Here is a 22,281-nt window from a genome sequence, read left to right as displayed (position 1 = left end):
AAAATCAGGATTTGAATTATTTATATCAAAAGCATTTGCTGGATTAGATGTGGCATATAGATAATCAGTATATCCTCTACCATCTGTTATTTGATAAAACCAATGTTCACCATCTGTAATACTTCCAACACCATTTAAATCAACAGTTAATTTACTATATTGCACTGTTTTGTCTGTAATGCTTAAACTTCCAAGTCCAGTAGCTAAATTATTATAATCAGCTGCTACTATGTTATTTAAAATAGTTATAGAACCTTGATTAGAACCATAATTTCCCCAATAATCTATTGTATCAGTTCCAGCGCCACCTATTAAAGTATCACTTCCATAGTTTGAATAAACTCTATCATTACCAGCACCCATATCATATACATCTGAACCATTTCCACCAAGTGCTGTATCATTTCCATCAAATAGAATAAAAGTATTATCTACATTTCCACCCCATACAGTTTCAGATTGGGCACTTGAGCTTCTACCTAATACATTAGCTACATTGTGAATCTCTACATTTCCATTTGATGTACCTGCTAAATTATTATCTAATCGAATAGTTCCTCTATAGTTATCTTCCAAACTAAGCCAATTAGAACCACCTTCTCCATCAATATAATCACTTCCAGCCGAATCTAAATAAATAACATCATCACCATCACCAGCTAAAATAGAGTTATTATTACTATCACCTTTTAAAGTATCAATATAATTACTTCCTTTTATATACTCTATACCTTTTATATAATCAAAGTTTGTAGTTGAAGCTCCTGTATTATCTAACTCGTATATTTTGGAATAATCACTATCATAATCACTTCTATCAGAATCTGTACCTGTAAAAGTAACAGCAGAAACAGTAGATAAATCTATATTTACTCCATAGTCATGAGTACTTGTATGAGAACTATAATCAAGCCAATCCACGCTTATATCTGTGTAAGTTACAGTTCCACTATTATTTACAAATTGACCACCAATTAATAAATCCTTGTGGAAAGACCCTACTAATCTATCTGTTGCTTCTCCACCTAAAGCAATATCTCCTCTATCACTTCCTGTTTTTGAAGTAGCAGTATAAATAGTATCATTACCAGTACCACCTGAAAGTGTATTTTCACCACCTATTCCATAAATAGTATCTAATCCACCAAGTCCACTTATAATATTTGACTCATTATTTCCTTTTAATATGTCATCATAATTTAGTGTTCCTGTTATATTATTTATATTTCTAATATATGTTTCAACATTATGATTTGAAGAGCCATCATCTAAAACTCTTCCAAAAGTACCATCACCATTGTCATAAGCTAAATCAATATTTACAGCATTATTTGCATCATAAAAACTAATTGTATTTGTTCCATGATTTGAGCTTCCTGCATATAAAACTGAATCATCTGTTGAAACTAAAGATTCATTTCCTCCATCATATCTATCAATACCAGTTCCACCTTCTAAAGTATCATCACCTTCTCCACCTATTAGGAAGTTATTTCCTGCTGTTCCATATATTGTATCATTACCTTCATTTCCATGAAGAGTGTTATTATTACTATCCCCTCTTAATATATCAGCTAATTTTGTACCAAAAAGGTTCTCTATTTCAACTATATTTGGAGTATATCCACCAAAAGTAATAGAATTTGCACTCATTGTTGCATCAAGTCCATTTGTTATTTCATCAAAGCTTAACCAGTCTCCACCTTTTGTTATAGCAGTACTGCTACCTTGTGAACCATCTGTTGTTGTATGGTTTCCACCATATATTTCATCATTACCAGCTGTTGCAATAATCCAGTCATCGCCATCACCAGCTACAATTCTATTAATTCCTGAGTTACCTTTTATAACATCATCATGATTTGAACCTGTAACATATGCGATATCATAGATTTCATCACTTGAACCAAATCCATTATCACTAGCTTGGTTTGTACTTAAATCTATGTTTACACTATTTGTTGCATTTATATAACTTAAAGTGTCTGTTCCACTTCCCAAATGTCCTATAATATTCCCCGAACCATCTAGGGTTGCATTTCCACCATAATATTTATTTGTCCCACCATTTGCATAAATAACATCATTTCCATCTCCACCATAAATAGAATCATTATGGGCAATACTTGCTGTTATTGTATCATTTCCACCATAGGCTAAAACTGTATTGTCACCTCTACCATCACTTAAGTCTATAGTATCTTTATAATTTGTAGCAATAATTCTTTCAAAGTGAGTTTTTAAAATATCTGTACCATCTGTAGAACTAACAATTGTCCCATCTTCTCCATCTGCTTTAAGAGTAACTGCAATTCCTGATTGACTACTTGCATAATAAAGAGTATCTACTCCTGTTCCACCTATAAAAGTATCATCACCTGTATCACCAATGAAAGTATTATCACCATTTAAACTACCATCAAGTAAGTCATTACCTGCATCACCACTTAAAGTATCATTTCCACTTCCACCATAAATAGTATCAGCTCCTGATCCTCCAGATAATTTGTTGTTTCCAGAAACACCATAAATAGTATCATCACCTTCTCTACCATCTACAAGGTCATTTCCTGCTCCACTTACAAATATATTTCCATAAGAGCTTCCATAAAGTGTATCATCATAATTAGTAGCTATTACTTTTTGGATATTTATTAAATCATCTTCTACTACAGTATTTGCACCACTTGGATCAAGGTGATACCCATTGTCAGTTGCTTTACTAAGTCCTAAATCAACTACAATTTTTGAACCTCCATTAGCAGAATCAACACTACTATAATCAACACTGTTGAATCCTAATCCTCCATCAAAATAATCACTTCCTTTTGAAACAATAAAACTATCATCCCCTTTGTATCCTAAAAGTGAATTTATGATATTAAAATTATCATCTCCTTTTAGTGTGTCATTATTTGAAGTACCAACAACATTTTCTATATGAGTTAAAGTATCTGCATTAGCACTATTTCCTACTTCACTTACTTGATTAGACCCTATTGATAAATCAACATTAATAGCTCTTGTATCTGTAGGAGTAATATAACTATAATCAACCCAATCTGATCCACTATTTGTAGCAGTTGTTCCATCAAATGTACCACCATAAATAGCATCACCACTTAATAATCCTAGAATAGTATCATCACCTGCACCACCTATTAAGGTATTAGAACCTCCAAATCCAAATAAAATATCATTGTTAGCTCCACCATCTATTACATTGCCAACAGATGATCCAATCAAGGTATCTGAACCACTTCCTCCAACTACATCTTCAACATTATAAATTGTGTTTTTTCCATAACCAATTGAAGTTCTTGCATCAAGGGTAAGTGTAGTTTCATTTATATAGTTTATATCAGTAGTCGCACTTAAATTTAATGTAACAGAAACACCAGCATCACTAAAATCAATTTTATCCCTTGCGTTTGCAATTTCAAATGCACTTTCAGTTCCAGCTCCACCTAGTGATACATAACTTTCACCATAAATTATATTATCACCTATTCCACCTCTAAATACATCACTTCCTGCACCACCTACTAATATATTATTAGCACTTATTCCATAAAGTGTATCTGTACCTTCGTTTCCAAATAAAGTATTATTTTGCCCATTACCTTTTATGAAATCATCTTCTTTGGTTCCGACTACATTTTCTATATTATAAAGTCTTTCTTTATTGCCATATCCATCATTTTGTACAGCCCAAGTAGTGTTATCTCCATTATTTTGAGTTGCACCAAGGTCAATGATAACTCCAGCACTTACATCACTTCTTGCATAATCTACTGTATCAGAACCCTCTTCTCCATCAATATAATCACTCCCTTGTGAAGAGTAAATAGTATCATTATTACCACCAGCTAATATTGAGTTATCATTATAATCACCTATTATAGTATCTGATAATGCTGTTGCTTTTACATGCTCAATACCCATTAATGTAGTTTGATAACCTGTTATAGTAGATGTACCTTGGCTACCATTTGAATTATCTCCATCAGTATCAAGTACTATTGTAGCACCTGAAACTACTATATCATCAAAATATGCCCAGTCTTCATCTGCTCCTCCATCAAGAACATTTGCACCTAAACTTCCTTTTAATGTATCATTTCCAGCACCACCTACTAATGAGTTGGCATCTCCATTTCCAAAAATAATATCATCATAACTAGTACCTATTACATTTTCAATGCTATCAAGATATTTTGCACTTCCAAATCCATCATCAATTACTCTATAAGTATCAGCACTTCCTAGAGTTTGATTTTTATTTAAATCAACATTTACTCCACCAATAGTAGTACCATTTCTTCCCGTATCACTGAACTCAATAGTATCTGTTCCAGTTCCTCCAAGAATAGTATCTATATTTTGTCCTAGAACAAAATAATCATTTCCACCTTTTCCATCAAGAATATTAATTTCATCATTTCCAATAATATGGTCATCTTTTGTAGAACCAATAACATTTTCAATTCCAGAGATAGTATCGCTACCATAGTTATCATGTATTCTTTGAGTATTAGAATCTGTTAAATCAACTTTTACACCACTATAATAGATTCCATTAACTTGACCATTTGTTGCATCGTCATCACCAAATGATGTACCTGTTAAATAACTATAATCAACTGTATCACTTCCAGCTCCACCATCTATAACATTATCTCCACTACCTGAGATTATAGTATCGTTATCAGCTCCACCTTGTAGATTATTATTACCACTTAATCCATTTATTGTGTCATTACCAGCACCACCAATAAGAGTATTTGACTCAGCCAAATTTCCTACTATCTCATCTGCTAAAGCTGTACCAGTAACATTTTCTATACCAAATAATACATCAGCATTTCCTGTTGCACTAACTATTGCTAAGTTTGAATTCAATCTTGCAATAACACCACTTCCAACAATATTTTCATAACTTACAGTGTCATTTCCACTATCACTATGTGTTTGAGTAGCTACAATATAATTTCCACCATAAATCTTATTACTTCCAACACCAGCATAAATAAAGTCATCACCAGAACCACCATAAATAGTGTCACTTCCCAATGCAGTATGAATTGTATCACTACCACCACCAGCATAAATTTTGTCGTCACCAGTTCCTGCATAAATTAAATCACTATTTCCTACAACATCAGCTTCACTACCATCAACTTTATCCCCATAAATAGTATTATTACCTGCTGTTCCTTTAATAGTATCCCTACCTGTTTCACCTACTAATGTATTATCTCCACCATCTCCATTAATAATATCATTAACAGTTGTTCCTATAATATTTTCAATATTGACAATAGTATGAGAATTGCTGTCATTTATAGTTACCGTAGTATTTGTATCGTTTGATAAAGTTAAATCAACACCTTTTGTAAAACCAGTTGTATCTAATAAACTATAATCAACAGTATCACTACCTCTTCCAATAAAGTTATTAGAACTATCTAGTTCAGTTCCACCATCTATTACATCTCCTGCAAAACTTGAGGCACTCGTTGCTCTAAAGATATCATTACCTGAAGAACCAAATAATTTATCTGCTCCTGTTCCACTATAAATTGAGTCATCACCTGCTCCACCATCAATATAATTTGAACCAGCAACTCCATAAATAGTATCATTTCCACCCATACCATAAATAGTATTATCAGAATCATTTCCATAAATAGTATCAGAACCACCACTACCTTTGATATTTTCAATATTTTTTATCTTATCAGTAGAACCATTGCTTACATATACACTTGCATATGTACCATCATTAATTGCTCCTACTCCATAATAATCAGTAGTATGAGAAACATCTAAATCAAGAACTATATTTGTTGTACCATTTGTACTATAATCTATAGTATCTCCATTTGATCCTTGGTCTCCTGCATCAATAATATTTGCTTCATTTATTTTTGTTACAAAATTATCATCATAACTAGTTCCAACTATATTTTGAATATTTGATAAAGTATCAGTAAGATTTGTATTTCCAGTTACTATTTTATCTACTGTTCCTGCTTGTAAATTTACAGATATACCTGCAATTAGAGCAGTATATGTATATAGTGCTGTATTATTACCTGCAAATCCATTTAAGACATTTGCATTTGAATTTCCTTTGAAAGTATCATTACCACTTGTTCCAATAGCACTATTAATATAAAAAAGTGCATCAGTTTTTTGAACTGTTAAAGTACTGTTATCCCTTATTTGAACACTACCATTAGTCAATCCCAAATCTACAAATACATTATAATTGTTGTCAATGACTTGGTAATCTACAAGATCACTACCAGCAAGTCCTGCAGTAGTACCATCCCAAGTACCACCATAAATAGTGTTATCTCCTCCAAATTTTTCATCGGCATTTGTTCCTGCTGCATTGTAATAGGTTTTAAAAGTATCATCTCCACTATCACCTACCATAACATCTGCACCATGACCTGCAAAAATCAAGTCATTATTTGCTCCACCATCTAAGTAGTTTGCTCCATCAACTCCATATAAGGTATCATCTCCACCATGTCCCCAAATAGAGTTAGTAGAACTATTACCTCTTATAGTATCACTCTCTAAATCACTACCTCTTACTTGTTCGATTCCATAAAGTAGATTAAATCCTTGATCTTGACTATAGGCAAAACCATTATTATTATATGTTCCTATAACATTTGCATCATATGTAGCTTCATTGGCACTATTTATATTTGTTTTTCCACTTAAATCAATGGTCATACCTTTGATAGCTAATCGATAATCAACCATATCAAGAGTTCCATTATCGCTTGTTTCATCTCCACCATAAACAAAGTTTGTCATATTATCAGCAGCTTCAAATACAAAAGTATCATTCCCTGCTTCACCATAAACAATATCTTCACCTATTCCACTTCGAATAATATCGTCATTGGCTCCAGCGAAGATTGTATCATTTCCTAAGCCACCTCTTAAATCATCGGCACCAGCAGCTCCATAAATAGTGTCATTACCACTTCCACCTTGAATAAAATCACCATCTGATGAGGTAGAGTTTCTCTCTTGTGAACCACCATAAATAAGATTATTTCCAGCAATTCCATAGATACTATCAACTCCATCTAATCCAACAAAAGTATTAACCCCATCACTTCCTGTGATTGTATCATCTTGATTTGTTCCAACTATATTTTCTATAGAGGTGATTGTGTGATGATTTGATGTATTACCCACTTGAACATCTACATTGGTAACACCTTGCATATTAATTACAACTCTTTGATCTAATCCACTATAATCAACTAAATCAAATCCAGTTCCACCATCTACAAAGTTTGATGCTGAATTAGCAACACTTTGCATATAAATAGTATCATCACCAGCTTCACCATAAATTATATCTGCTCCACTTCCCGCATATATAATATCGCTTCCAAGTCCAGCATGAATTGTATTAACTCCTGCTCCACCTGTAATAGTGTCTGCAAAAGATGTACCTATAACATTCTCTATACCAAAGAAAGTATCATCTTTTGTACCACTTGCAAAATTATTATTTGCTAAATCGACTTTAGCTGTTTGAGAAGTAAGATTTACAATAACTTGATTATTATAAGAACTATAATCAATACTGTCTTGTGTACTTGTATCTGTATGAGTTGAACCATCCCAATTTCCAGCATATACTGTATCACCAATTTCACCCATCATAACAAATTTATCGGCACCATCTCCACCAATCAATGTATTTTGTGCACCACTTCCAGTGATTGTATCTGAACCAGCTCCTCCAATGGCATTTTGAATATTTCTAATAGTATCGCTGTATCCACTACCTACTACATTTGCAGTTTGATTTGTCAAGTCAACTACTACATTATTGGAACTTCCAACATATCCATAACTTACATAGTTACCTAAACTTCCATCTCCACCATCAAGATAGTTATTTCCACTTCTACCCATCAAGAAGTCGCTTCCACTTCCACCAATTAAAGTATTGTTTGTAGAGTCTCTTCCTATTAAAGTATCATTTCCAGCAGTTCCAGTTACATTTTCTATACTTTTTAATAAATCATCTGAAATATTTGAATCTGTAAAATCAACTGTAGCAAAACCATTTGTATCTAAGGTATTTAAATCAACTGAAATACTATTTGTATTATCACTTAAAACACTATAATCCATAGTATCACTGTCTGAGCTACTCTCAGTTCCAGTTATTCCATATCCATCAATTGTATTACCACCAGTATATGAAGAGCTACCAGCTTTTACAATATCACTTCCACCAGAAAGGTAAATAGTATTTATTTGGGTATCCCGAAGTGTTACAATATCATTGTTTGCACTAGCAATAATATTTTCTATACCAAAAAGACTATCTGTACCTGTTGCAATACTTGTAGCATAACCTGTAGCTCCTGTAAATACTCCTGAAATACTACTTCCACTTAATTTATTTAAATTTACAGTAACACTAGCTAGAGCATCTTGAAAACTAACCCAATCTTTTTCTGTACCTATAACATCAGCAGTTCCACCATAAATGGTATCGTCTCCACTTCCACTTGAAATAGTATCAGTACCTGTTCCACCATAAATAATATTTGCCCCAGAGTTTGCATAAATAACATCATCATCCAAACCACCATCAATGAAATCATCCCCCGTACCAGCTGTTATTGTATCAGAACCTTCATCACCATAAAGAGAGTTTAATCCAGCATTTCCATTGATAATATCATCACCAGCTCCACCTCTTAGGATATTACTATTTCCATCTCCTACTATGTTATCAGCACCAGCTCCACCAATAATATTTTGTATATTTTTAATAGTATCATTTGATGCATTTGTAATAATTACTGTTCTATAATTTGCACCATCAAGAGTTACGGTAATGCTTTGATTAGAAGCGGCATTACTATAATCCATAGTATTATTCCCACTATTACCATCAAATTGATTTGCTGCAGTAAAATTGGTTTTGAAAGTATCATTACCTTCTCCACCTTTAATATTTTGAATATTAATTAATGTATCAAAGTCTCCTGTTACAACTTCTTGAGAAGATTGTGTTCCTAAATCAACATTTACCCCTGCTGTATAGTATTCATAACTAACAAGATTACCACTATTACTATTCCCATCAATAATATTAGCAGTTACTCCTGTAGCCATTTTAAATCTATCTTGACCACTTCCACCTATTGCATTTTGGATATTTACAAGAGTATCTTGATCTCCTGTATTTACATATCCTAATCCAACTTTAAAATCAACTTCAACTCCACCAGTCGTATAGTTATAATTTACAGTATTATTACCAGATCCACCATCTAAATAATCATTACCATCTCGTCCCATAAGAGTGTCATCACCAGCACCACCTCTTAAAGTATTTGATCCACTATCTCCATAGATAGTATCATTTCCATCGGTTCCTGTTATATTTTGAATATTAGTATAACTATCTGTTGCACTTAATGCCCCATCAATATAAATTAAACCATTTCCAGTTAAATCAACTTTTACAAAATCTTCTGTTTTATTATCAACTACTAATTCACTATAATCAACTGTATTTCCATTTGAGTCAATACCATATCCATCAAAACTATTATTTCGTGTAAAATGTGATTTAAAGGTATCATCAAAATTACTTCCAACAACATTTTCGATACCAACTAAAGTATCTAAACCCATTCCTCCACCAATGTTTTGTGCTGTCTCAATGCCTAAGTCTACATTAACAGCAGCAATTGCTTGAGAATAGTTTACTGTATCTGTACCTGTTCCACCATCTATTAAATCATTTCCAGTACCACTAAAGATAGTATCATTATCAGCTCCACCAAAAAGAGAATTGTTTCCAGCTGTACCATAAATAATATCGTTACCTAAACCACCTTTTAGTGTATTATTATTTGTATCACCTGTTATAGTATCAACACCTGCTCCACCTGTAACATTTTCAATATTTACAATAGAATCATTTTGTGCATTTGCAATGTTAACAGCAACTGCTGTACTACCATTTAATGTTACATTGATTCCTTGATTTGAAGCTAATGTTGAATAATCAATTGTATCACTACCTGCTATTCCATCAAAAGTATTACTAACTGCTGTATTTGTTTTAAAAATATCATCACCAGTTCCACCTATTGCTTTTTCAATAGAGATTAAAACATCATTATCACCAGTTGCAACAGCACCAGCTCCCAAGTCAATAGTAAGCCCTGAACTATAATATTCATAACTAACCGTATCAAATCCATCACTACCATCAATAGCATTAGCAATACTTTCCAAAGCTCCGGCAGCTGTTCCCATTTTAATAATGTCAGAATTTTTTGTACCAATTACATTTTGAATACTAACAAGTGTATCTTCATCTCCAATAGATACAATACCTGTATTATCTTTCATATCAACTACTACACCACTTGTTGTTGTTACATATGAATAACTTACAGTATTACTTCCACCTTCACCATCAATATAATCATCCCCTGAAGCTCCACTTAAAGTATCATCTCCCAATCCACCTTTTATAGTATTATCAGCGGCATTTCCAAAGATAGTATCATTTCCTGCACTTCCAATAATATTTTCAATATTTATAAAAGTATCTGTAATAGTTGATGTTCCAGCTGTATCACCTGCACTATCACTTGAAACTGTAATATTTGAGAAATCAGTAGTTACTATTTTATCAATTGTTGCATCATCTACATTTAAAGAACTATAATCAACTGTATCTCCACCTTCTGAATCAACTACTCCACCATCAAAAGTATTATTACTACTATAATTTGTTTTGAAAGTATCAGCATGACTTGAACCAATAACTTTTTCTATACTAATTAATCTATCATTACCTTGAGAAGTACTTATATTTTGATCTGTATTTGTAATATCTAAATCAACAGTAACTGCATCTGAAGAGACACTATAATCAACCGTATCAAATCCATCTCCACCATCTAGAGTATCATCACCACCTGCACCAGATAGTATATCTGCACCCAGACCACCTTTTAAGGTATTATCTTCACTATTACCAAAAATAGTATCATTACCAGCTGTTCCAATAACATTTTCAACATTCTTAACTAAATCGTTATCTCCACCAGTAACATAAAGAGTTGCATTAGTATTTGCCTCTTCTAAAGTAACTTTAATAGAATTTGCACTTCCTAATTTACTATAATCGATTGTATCACTATTTGCTCCACCATCAATAGTGTCAATTCCATCTGAGGCACTTGTAGCAATAATAGTATCATCACCATCTCCACCTAAAAGATTATCAGCTCCACCTTTTCCTTCAAGAATATCATTTCCTGCTTTTCCACTTAATTTATTACCTTGACTATCTCCAATAAGCGTATCTGAATTGTCACTACCATTTATATTTATAATTCCATAAAGTTTATCAGTAGATTCTAAATATGGATCTGTAAATCCATCTGCTGTATTAAAACTATTTGATTTTAGTGCTTGAGAATATACATTACCATCTGCATCTGTTAATTTTGTACTTAAATCAACATATACTTTTTCAGCATTGGCATAATCAACTTTATTATACTCTCCACTTGCAACAATATGATTGCCATTTGCATCTACAACTCCACCATAATATATATCTGCCCCATTTGTTGCAATGAAATCATCATCACCTAAGCCACCAATAATAGTATTTGATTGGACATTTCCTGTAATTGTATCATCATAATCTCCACCAATCACATTTTGGATTGAGCTTAAGGTATCTGTTCCCATACCTCCTGATACCACTTGTGCATTTGTATCAGATAGATTCACAGTAATATTACCAATTGCATCTTGATAACTTACAGTATTATTACCAGTCCCACCATCTATAATATCATTTCCTCTACCACTAATTAGTAAATCATCTCCTGCTTCACCATAAAGTTTATTATTTCCTGCACTACCTTTAATAGTATCAGAACCAGCACCACCTTTTAAGATATTATCTTGATTATTACCTGAAATTGTATCATCACCCATTCCACCTGTAATATTCTGAATATTATTTAAAGTATCTGTTCCAAAAGTTGTATTATCTAATTTTTTAGTAACTGTTGAACTACCACTATCTTGTAAATCAACTTCAATATTTCTATTACTTGCATAAGCACTATAATCAACAGTATTAGAACTTCCACCAACACCATCAATTAGATTACTTCCATCATTACCATCAATAGTTGAATCATCTGATTGTAAGATTCCTGCTTTAAAAGTATCACTTCCATTACTACTTCCTAGAAGTGTATCATTCCCTGCACTTCCTACAAGAATATTTCCATCACCTCTAAAAGCATCAAGTATATTATTAGAACTATTCCCACCAATAAAATCTGCTTGGATAGTACCTTTGATATTTTCAACTCTTATTATCCTGTCTTTTTCTGCACCAAAATCTGCTGTTGAATATCCACTACCATCAACATCTGACATATTTAAATCAAGTGTTAATAATTTTTGTGAGTACCAAACCCAATCTCCGTTTGCATTATTATTTCCACCATCAAGAATATTATTTCCACTTACACTTACTAAAGTGTCGTTTCCTTCTCCACCATAAAGTTTATCATCTCCTGAAGCACCATCAAGAATATCATCTCCCAAACCACCATACAATTCATTAGCACTACCATCACCTTTGATAGAGTCATTTCCACTAGTTCCAACTATATTTCTTATATTTTTTATAAGGTCATATGTGTTTGTAATAAGTGAGCTTCTATCATCATCAATGTAAATAGAAACTTGTGATTCTTCTTCTCCATCCAATGTTACACTAATTGAACCCGTAGTAATTAAACTATAATCAATAGTATCAGCGCCACTTTCACCATCAACTTTATTTATATAATCATTTCCACTACCAAAGAAACCACCCATTAAAAAGCTATCTGAACCAGTTCCACCTTTTAGGACATTATTCCCTTTTCCACCATATATTACATCATTACCATTAGAACCATCAATTGTATTAGATAAATCACTACCTATTAAAATATCATCATGACTTGAACCTAAAATATTTTCAAAAGCTTTAACAGTACTTGTATTAGAACCTAGTTGTGAGCTATTTGCTGTATATGTTATACCAGCTATTACAATATCTGATGAACCAATATTTACACTAATTGAATTTGAAGCACTTACAAAAGATACCGTATCTCCTTTTGCATCATTTGTTCCACCATCTAAATAGTTAGAACCATTTCCTCCATCAATGGTATCATCTCCAGCTTGTCCCAAAATTGTATTATTTGAATTATTACCAGTGATAGTATCACCTGCTGTATTTGAACCATAAATATTTTCTATATTTTTAATAGTGTGATCAGAATCTGTTCCTCCAACTTTTACAGTTGTAGTATCACTTCCATTTTCTAATGTTAAAATAATTTTATCTACAACATTACTATAATCTACAGTATCACCTTTTCCAGTATATGCATTTGTAGCACCTTGTGTACCATCTGCTAAGATTGTATGATTAGAACCATCAATTGAAGAACCAGTAAATGAACTACCACTAAAAGTATCATCACCACTTCCACCAATAAAGCTATAAGTACCAGTAGTTGTTATAAAATTATCATCACCTTGACTTCCCTCAAAGGTAGTGATATTTTTAACATAATCGTTATCTCCACCATTGATAGTGATTTGATATACTGTTTGAGAATTGCCATTTTCATCGTTAAAAGTTGTTGTAGTACCTAAATCTACAATGATACTATTAGCACTAAGTAAAGTGCTATAATTAACTTTATCATTTCCACTTTCACCATCAATAAAATCGCTTCCTAGAACTTTTCCTATAAAGGTATCATCTCCTAATCCACCATATAAAAAGTTAGCTCCTCCAATTCCATATATGCTATCAGAACCATTACCACCTTTTATAATATTTGAATTACTATTTCCTTTTAATATATCATCATTACCAGACCCAATTAAATTAGCAAAATTTAATAAAGTATCTGTACCATCACCTAAAGTATTTTGAGCCCCTGTTATTCCTAAATCAACAGTAACACCAGCTACTGCTCCATCATAACTTACCGTATTTACTCCACCTGCTCCGTCAAGAATATTATCAGCGTCATTCCCTTGAATAGTATCATTTCCAGCACTTCCAATAACATTTTCTATACTATAAAGTTTATCAGTATAAGTTGTACTTGAGTAATTGACATTTCCTGTACCGTTTGTTGTACCTCTTAAATTTACAATTACACTATTGGCATCAAAATAACTAACTGTATCTGTTCCTTCTCCTCCATCAATAGAGTCATTCCCTTCTCCACCTGCAAGAGTGTCATTTCCATCTTCACCAAAAAGCTTATCATCACCAGCAGCACCAAATATAAAATCTTGCCCAATTCCACCATAAATGATATTTTGAGCAGAACTACCAATTAATGTATCATCTCCACTTCCGGCTTTTATATTTTCGAAATTTGTAATAGTATCGCTACCTATTGTAGTACCTACTGCTTGATTAGCAATATATGTAGCATTTGCAGTTGGTGCATTTGAAATTGTAACTTCAGAACCAATATTTACTACTACTTTTGCACCTGCATTTTCAAAACTTACAGTATCACTTAAGCCTGCATTTCCATCTAAAGTATTATTAGTACTATCACCTTCAATAGTATCATTACCTTGTGAACCAACGATATTATTGATATTTCTAATACTATGATTATTTGCATTAACGCCTAAGGTTACGCCACTATATGTAGAATCCATCAATCTTAATGTTACTCCATCAGTTAAAGCACTATAATCTATTGTATCACCATTAGTTTGAGAAGTATTTCCTCCATCGATAATTGTACCAGTGCCATCAACTCCATTTTCGAAAACAAAAATATCATCTCCCGCTTCTCCATATAGTCTATCTGCTCCAGCACTAATTAAAATACTATCATTACCTTCTCCACCTTTTATGGTGTTTTTATTCATATCACCTTTTAAAGTATCGTTACCTGCACCACCTGTTAGATTCTCAATATTTGATATAGTATCTGTTTTAACTACGGAATCATCACTTGTCAATTTTACAGAAATAGTTCCAAGGGATAAATCACCATCAACATAATGTGCTGTATCAGTAATACCACTATAATCTACAGTATCACCATTTGTTTCATTAGTTGTTCCACCATAATATACATTATTTCCATCATCATATGAACTTATAAATAAATCTTCACCTGCTTCTCCATAGAAGGTATCATTTCCAGCTCCACCAGTGAAAGTATCACTTCCTCCTCCACCTTTTATAGTATCAGCACTATTACTTCCTACAAAAGTATCAGAATAATTTGTTCCCCAAATCTCTTCTATGTCTACTAGTTTATCTTTTCCACCTGTATATCCATTATAATATACTTGATAGTTTGGATCTTGTGTTAAAGATAAATCAACTTTTATTCCACTTGTATTATCACTATAATCTGCAATATCTACAAAGTTTTTAGTATCGGAAGTTACATTTGAAACAGTTCCAAGGCTTTGGTCTGTTTCAAGGTATAGTTTTGCACCATCATTTATTAGATTTGAACTTGTTATATTATTATTAGTTTTTAACAAAATAAAAGCATCTTCTAAATTATCAAGTACAGTAGTTAAAGTATCAGTTGCATTTGCTGTATATGAAATAGTTTGTCCCTCAATGACAAAACTATAAGTTGTACCATTTGAAATAGCTCCAAGGCTTAATTCATAACCATTCATTCCACCTTTTAACTCATTGATTCCACCTAGACCACTTAAAGTATCAGCTCCATATCCTCCCTCAAGTATATTGTTAGAGTTATTTCCTTTTATTGTATCATTACCAGCACCACCGGTAATATTTTCCATACTAATCATTGTAATTAAATCATTTGGATCAGTAGTATAACTTTGTTCATTTATATTTGATAAATCAAGTGTAATATCTCTAGAAGTATAAGCAAAACTTACAAAATCACTTCCTATACCACCATCAATATAATCCTGCCCACCAAAACCTAAAAGAGTATCATCTCCACTTCCACCAATTAAAGTATTTTTTCCACTATTACCTGTAAGTGTATCATCTTCACTACCACCAACAATTCCATTAATATTTGTAAATTCATGAGTACCATAAAATGAATTTATATATTTAGAACCATCATTTATATCTATTACAAGTTTAGTTGTTGCTCCACTATAATCAACAGTATCACTACTAGTTGCTCCACCTTCATAATAATCAGCTCCTGCAGAAGCTACAAACCAATCATCTCCTATACCACCAATAAAGGTATCAGCTGATAAGTCACTTCCTTTAAGAGTATCTGAGTAATTACTTCCTATAATAGTGTCTATATTAATTAACTTATCTCTACCCAATAAGCCATCATCTGTAACTTGGAAATTTGTTTGAGTTAGATCTACTTTTATACCATCAGTAGAAGTTTCATAACTAGCAACATCACTACCTGTTCCACCTTTTAAAGTATCATCACCTGCTCCACCAATAAGAGTATTATTTCCAGCAAAACCACTTAAGATATTATTATTTGCATCACCTGTTATTGTGTCATTGTAAATTGTACCTATAACATTTTCTATGCCTGTTAATTTATGTGAAGCAACATCATTTAAAGTAGAAGAAGCTTCACTATTACCATTTAAAGTTACTTCTAAACCTTTTGTTGTCAATCCTGTTATAGCACTAAAATCAACTGTATCACTACCAGTTCCACCTAATAGTTGATCTTCTCCATGGTCTTTTGATGAAATAATAAATAAATCATTATCAGCTCCACCATCATAAACATTAGTACCAGCACTACTATAAAATGTATCATTACCAATAAGACCTCTTAGAGTATTGTTGTCACTATTCCCTTTAAAAGTATCTGCATAAATACTTCCATGTACTTCATCAATATCAATTAAAGTATCACTTCCTAAATCACCATCTCGAACTACTTGTTTACTCTGAGTCATATCTACATAAATTGCAGCACTTGCTTGAGTATAATAAGCAATATCTTTCCCTGAACCACTCCCTATAAGAGTATCATCTCCACCATCACCATATAAAGAGTTTGTACCAGCAGTTCCACCATCTAAAATATTATCAAGAGAATCACCATACAAGGTATTATCTGAACTATTCCCTACGACTTTTTCTATATCATAAAGCGAATCTTCCTCATCATTATCATCAAAACTACCATTATTGTTTGTATCAATTTTAGATCTATTTTCAGCTAAATTTACAAATACTTTTCCACTTCTACCACTTAAGTCAAAAGTATCAGAACCATCTCCCCCATAAATAGTGTCATTCCCTGTACTACTAAAAATAGTATCATTATCTAAACCACCATAAATAGTATCAACACCTGTACCACCAGTTATACTATCATTTCCACTTCCACCACTTAAGATATTATTCCCAGCGGTTCCAAAAATAGTATCACTTCCACCACTTCCATCTAAAATATTATCGAAACTATCACCTGTAAAAGTATCACTATTTTCAGTACCTATGATATGAGATACATTTTGAATTGTATTTGTATTTCCACCAGATAATGTGATATTAACTGTATTAGAACCATTTAAAGTTACATTCAATCCACCAGTTTCTTCTTTGCCATCACTATCTAGAATTTGACTATAATCTATTGTATTTATTCCACTTACACCATTGAAGCTATCATTTCCATTACTAGATAAGGTATCACTTTGAGCTACGATAAAAGTATCATTTCCACTACTTCCAATAACTGTATCACTTCCACTACCACTATAAACTGTATTATTGTATGTAGTATAATCATCAGAGCCTTCTATTTGTCTTGATGTATAAATAATATTATCTTGATTCCCACCACGAAAAGTGTCATTTCCTGCACCTAATTCAAAAGTCATCTTATCTGTAGTAGTTCTTGCAGCATCGATGTAATCATCATTTTTAGTAGCTATTATTTTTTCAATATCGATTAAGGTATCTTTACCAGAGTTTCCATTATCTTGAACTTGTTGAGTTCCTAGGTTTAAATTTATATCTAAACCATTTAAAGTCGTAACTGCACTATAATCAGCAGTATCAAAACCTATTCCCCCATCAAGAGTATTATTTCCTGCCCGACCAACTAAAGTATCATCACCTGCTAATCCAGTAAGGGTATTACTAGTACTATTTCCATATAGTTTATCAGCTCCACCACCACCTTCTACATTTTCTACATTTAGTATTTGAACATTACCTTTTCCAGTATTTTGTACACCCAAATCAGCTAAATCTAAAGTAATACCTGTATTAGCATCACCAAAATTAAAACTTACAAAATCTACTCCAGCTCCACCATCAATAACATCTAATCCACTATTACCACTACCATTTGGAAGTAAAGTATCATCTCCATCTCCACCTATTAGTACATTTGAACTACTTGTTCCAGTAATAGTATCATTTCCACTACCACCAATAGCACCTTCAATAGATATGAAAGTATCATTACCGTATCCAGTACCTATGTTAACAGGAGTTCCAGAAACACCTAAATCAATATTTAAATTTTCAGTGGCAGTTGTATAACTAGCAACATCAATACCATCTCCACCATCTAAAATATCATCTCCACCACTTCCAACAATAGTATCATCACCTAATCCACCAAAAAGTGAATTATTTGAACTACTACCAGTGATAATATCTTTGTTATTACTTCCAATTACATTTTGAATATTTACTAAAGTATCTTTTACTGTAGTGGCACCTTGTGCATAAACTTCTTGAAGAGATGTTTTACTTAAATCAACTGTAACATTACTTGAAGCACTACTATAATCAACAGTATTAACTCCAGTTTTACCATCAAGATAGTTTGTTCCAGCTCCACCGCTTAAAGTATCATCTCCAGCACCACCTAGAAGTGTATTATTTTTACTATTACCAGAAAGAGTACTATCCAAATCACTTGCAGTTATATTTTCAATATTATAAACAGTATGTGTCAAAGTTTTAGAATCACCTTCTTTTACCCTAGAAGCACTACCATCTTCTGCTAATGTTAACTCAATTTTTTGGTCAATATTAGAAAAATCAATAGTATCACCTAAAACTTCACCAGTACTTCCTCCATCAATAAAATCATTTCCACTACTTGCGATAATTGTATCATCACCTGTTTCACCATATAAATAGTCATTACCACTTCCACCATCTAGTGTGTCATTACCTAGTCCACCTTTGAAAGTATTTGACATGTTATTAGTATCACTTGAAACCAAGGTATCTGAATAGTTTGAACCTATTACATTTTCTATAGATTCTAAAGTATCAGTTTGTGATCCTATTATGGCACTTCCATTTCCACTATTATCAAGTGATAAGTTTACTCCAAAACTTGCACCACTATAAATTACAGTATCAGAACCACTACCACCCTTTAAAGTATTATCTCCCCCATTACCAGTAAAAGTATCATCACCTGCACCACCATCTAAAATATTAGCAAAATTATTACCTATGAAAACATCTTTTCCATCAGTTCCAATAATATTTTCTATACTTATAACTTGATCAGGTGAGCTTTTTCCTTTATCAACAGTTCCATCTATTAAGTTTGCAGATATTCCTTGGTCGCTATTTGTTCTAGTTAGGAAACTATAATCAGCAGTATCATTTCCACCAAGTCCATCTAGTATATTTATATCATTTGCTGTACCACCAAGAGTATCACTAGAAGTTGTTCCCTTAAGATTTTGTATATTTTTTATTGTGTCATTTCCAGCATTTGCTGTATTTTGAGAAGAGGTATCACTTAATCTTACTGTTACACCACCTGTTGTTATATCTTCAAAAGAAAGAGTATTATTTCCAGTGCCTCCATCAATAATATCATCTCCAGTACCATTAAAAATAGTATCATCTCCAGCGCCTGCATCTAAGATATTATTGCCACCAACTCCTTTGATGATATCATTTCCAGCCATACCATAAATAGTATTCCCAATCGTAGATGAACCAACAATTGTATCACCAAAAGCCAATAAATCAGTACCTCTTATAGCCTCAATTTTTTTTAGAGTGTCTGTTCCTTGACCTAAAACCCAACCTTCTTCTAAATTTGCATTTATTGCATTTGAAGTATATAAACTATAATCAACAAGATCACTTCCTTCATTACCATCAAAAGTATTGTTTGTATTATCTGCTCCACTAAAAGTATCATCGTAATCGCTTCCAATAACATTTTGAATGTTGATTAATTTATCAACTCCTGTATTTGAAGTAGCTTCTCCCCAAGTTTCACCTAAGGTTACGGCACTTGGACTTAAAAGTTTTACATTTACTCCAGAACCTAAACCACTATAATCAACAGTATTTGTTCCAACTCCACCATCAATATAATTATCACCAAACCCACTTTTTATAGTGTCATTTCCTGCATCACCTAAAAGTGTATCATTTCCTAATTTTCCATCAAGTGTGTCATTTCCTGCACCACCATTAATTATATTTACACTATCATTACCGGTAAGAGTATCTCTAAAACTACTTCCAATTATGTTTTCTATGCTAATTAAAGTATCATTTCCAGAACCAACTGCTTTTTGTGCGACTAAATCTACTTCAACTCCAGCTCCTGCATTTGAAACAGCTAAATTTGAATAAGAAACAGTATCACTACCCTCACCACCATCAACTGTATCATTACCAAGTCCAGGGGCAATAGTATCATCACCTTTATTTCCATAAAGTGTATCCGCACCACTTTGTGCAAAAATTGTATCAGTAGTACTACCACCTATTACGGTAGTATCTATATCACCTGTTCTAATAATATTATCATTTAAATTTGTAGCTAAAACAAATCCATCTGAACTATCACCAACTTGAGAATATCTATAACTTAATGGAGAATCAGGATCAACTTCTTTAATATTAACACCATAACTATTTTCAAAGGTAATACTAGTTACAACTGGTTGTTCAGCATCAGCTTTTAAATTATCAGGAAGATTCTCTAAACTCCATTGAGATTCAGCTTCTATTGTCATCTCAAAATTTTCAGAGCCTACAATATTTGTATTATATTTTATTGCAAAATTAATCTCACCATTATTTGGATTAACTGTAAAACCAGCATTTATTGCGTCAGCTTTATTGATAAGCCAAACACCACCACCTTTAGAAGTACCTCCTACAATTGAAACATCACCTGGTAGACCACTTATTTTTATTACTGTTACTCCAAATCCTGCAGGTTGAGATGGAGATAATTTTACTAATCTTGAGGTATAACCCTCTCCAAAAAAGTCTTCATTATCGGCTCTTATTACAGATTGTTGTGCAATACTATTTGTAACAGAAGAGTAGTCTAAATCCTCGGCATTTGTCTGTTTTTGAAGTTCACTTAAAGCAGGAGAGCTTGGATAGTCATTGGCATAAAGAGAACCTCCACCTCCTATAACAGATAAAAGAGTATCTGTACCAGTACCAGTTATTTCTTGAGTACCTTCAATGTGTTGAATATTAATATCAAAAGTAAGAGTAGGTAATACACCCTCTACTTCTGCATTTTCTCCAGGAGTTACGATTGGATTGCTAGGATTATCATCTGAATATTCATTTTCTTCAGGTTCTTTAGGAGGAGTAGGAGGTTCTTCATAATCAAAATGAGAATCCTTATCATATTTATTTACATCTTCATCCATAATCTCTTGTTGTACAATAATTTGATTGACTTTTTCAATTTTTTCTTCTAGTTCTTCAACAATTTTTTTTACATTATCTTCACGCTGAATATCAGCCTCAACAGGTAAAGAGTTCATTGGCAAATCATTTATCTCTTCAACTTGAGAGAGAACTTGTCCCAAAGAAAAACTTTGCCCGCCTACTCCTTTAAAAGATGGAGGGTTTTCACTATAACCCATTAAAGCCATGGATACAAAAGTTAAAAGTCCACCCTTTGGCAAAGTAACTACAATATCGCCACCAACTAAACGATAATCTAATTTATCAATATTAAGACCATTGATATTATAATCGACTTCATCTCCAGGACGAACATAAACAGCTACATTCTCACCTTTATTGGGCTGTTCTTTAATAATAACCTTATCATTTTTGTAGTCTAATATATCTTTATTATTTAGTGAGACATCACTTGTTTGGGTATTAACATTTTGAGTTGTTTGTGTTGATTGATTATTCGTTGCCAA

The 22,281-nt window shown here is 32.6% G+C and carries 1 protein-coding gene (only partly in view); it reads right to left on the bottom strand.

The annotated features are described in order from the left end of the window. On the bottom strand, nt 1–22,281 hold the 5' portion of the coding sequence (locus CRU95_RS16915) for a hypothetical protein (protein ID WP_129099101.1). 5,190 nt of this gene lie to the left of the window's left edge; 22,281 of the gene's 27,471 nt are visible here — the first part of the coding sequence; its start codon is at nt 22,279–22,281; the stop codon falls past the left edge of the window.

Origin of the sequence: Arcobacter sp. F2176 (assembly GCF_004116465.1) — a bacterium.
GTDB classification, from domain to species: domain Bacteria; phylum Campylobacterota; class Campylobacteria; order Campylobacterales; family Arcobacteraceae; genus Arcobacter; species Arcobacter siniprincipis.
This window is presented reverse-complemented; position numbering and strand designations above follow the sequence as displayed.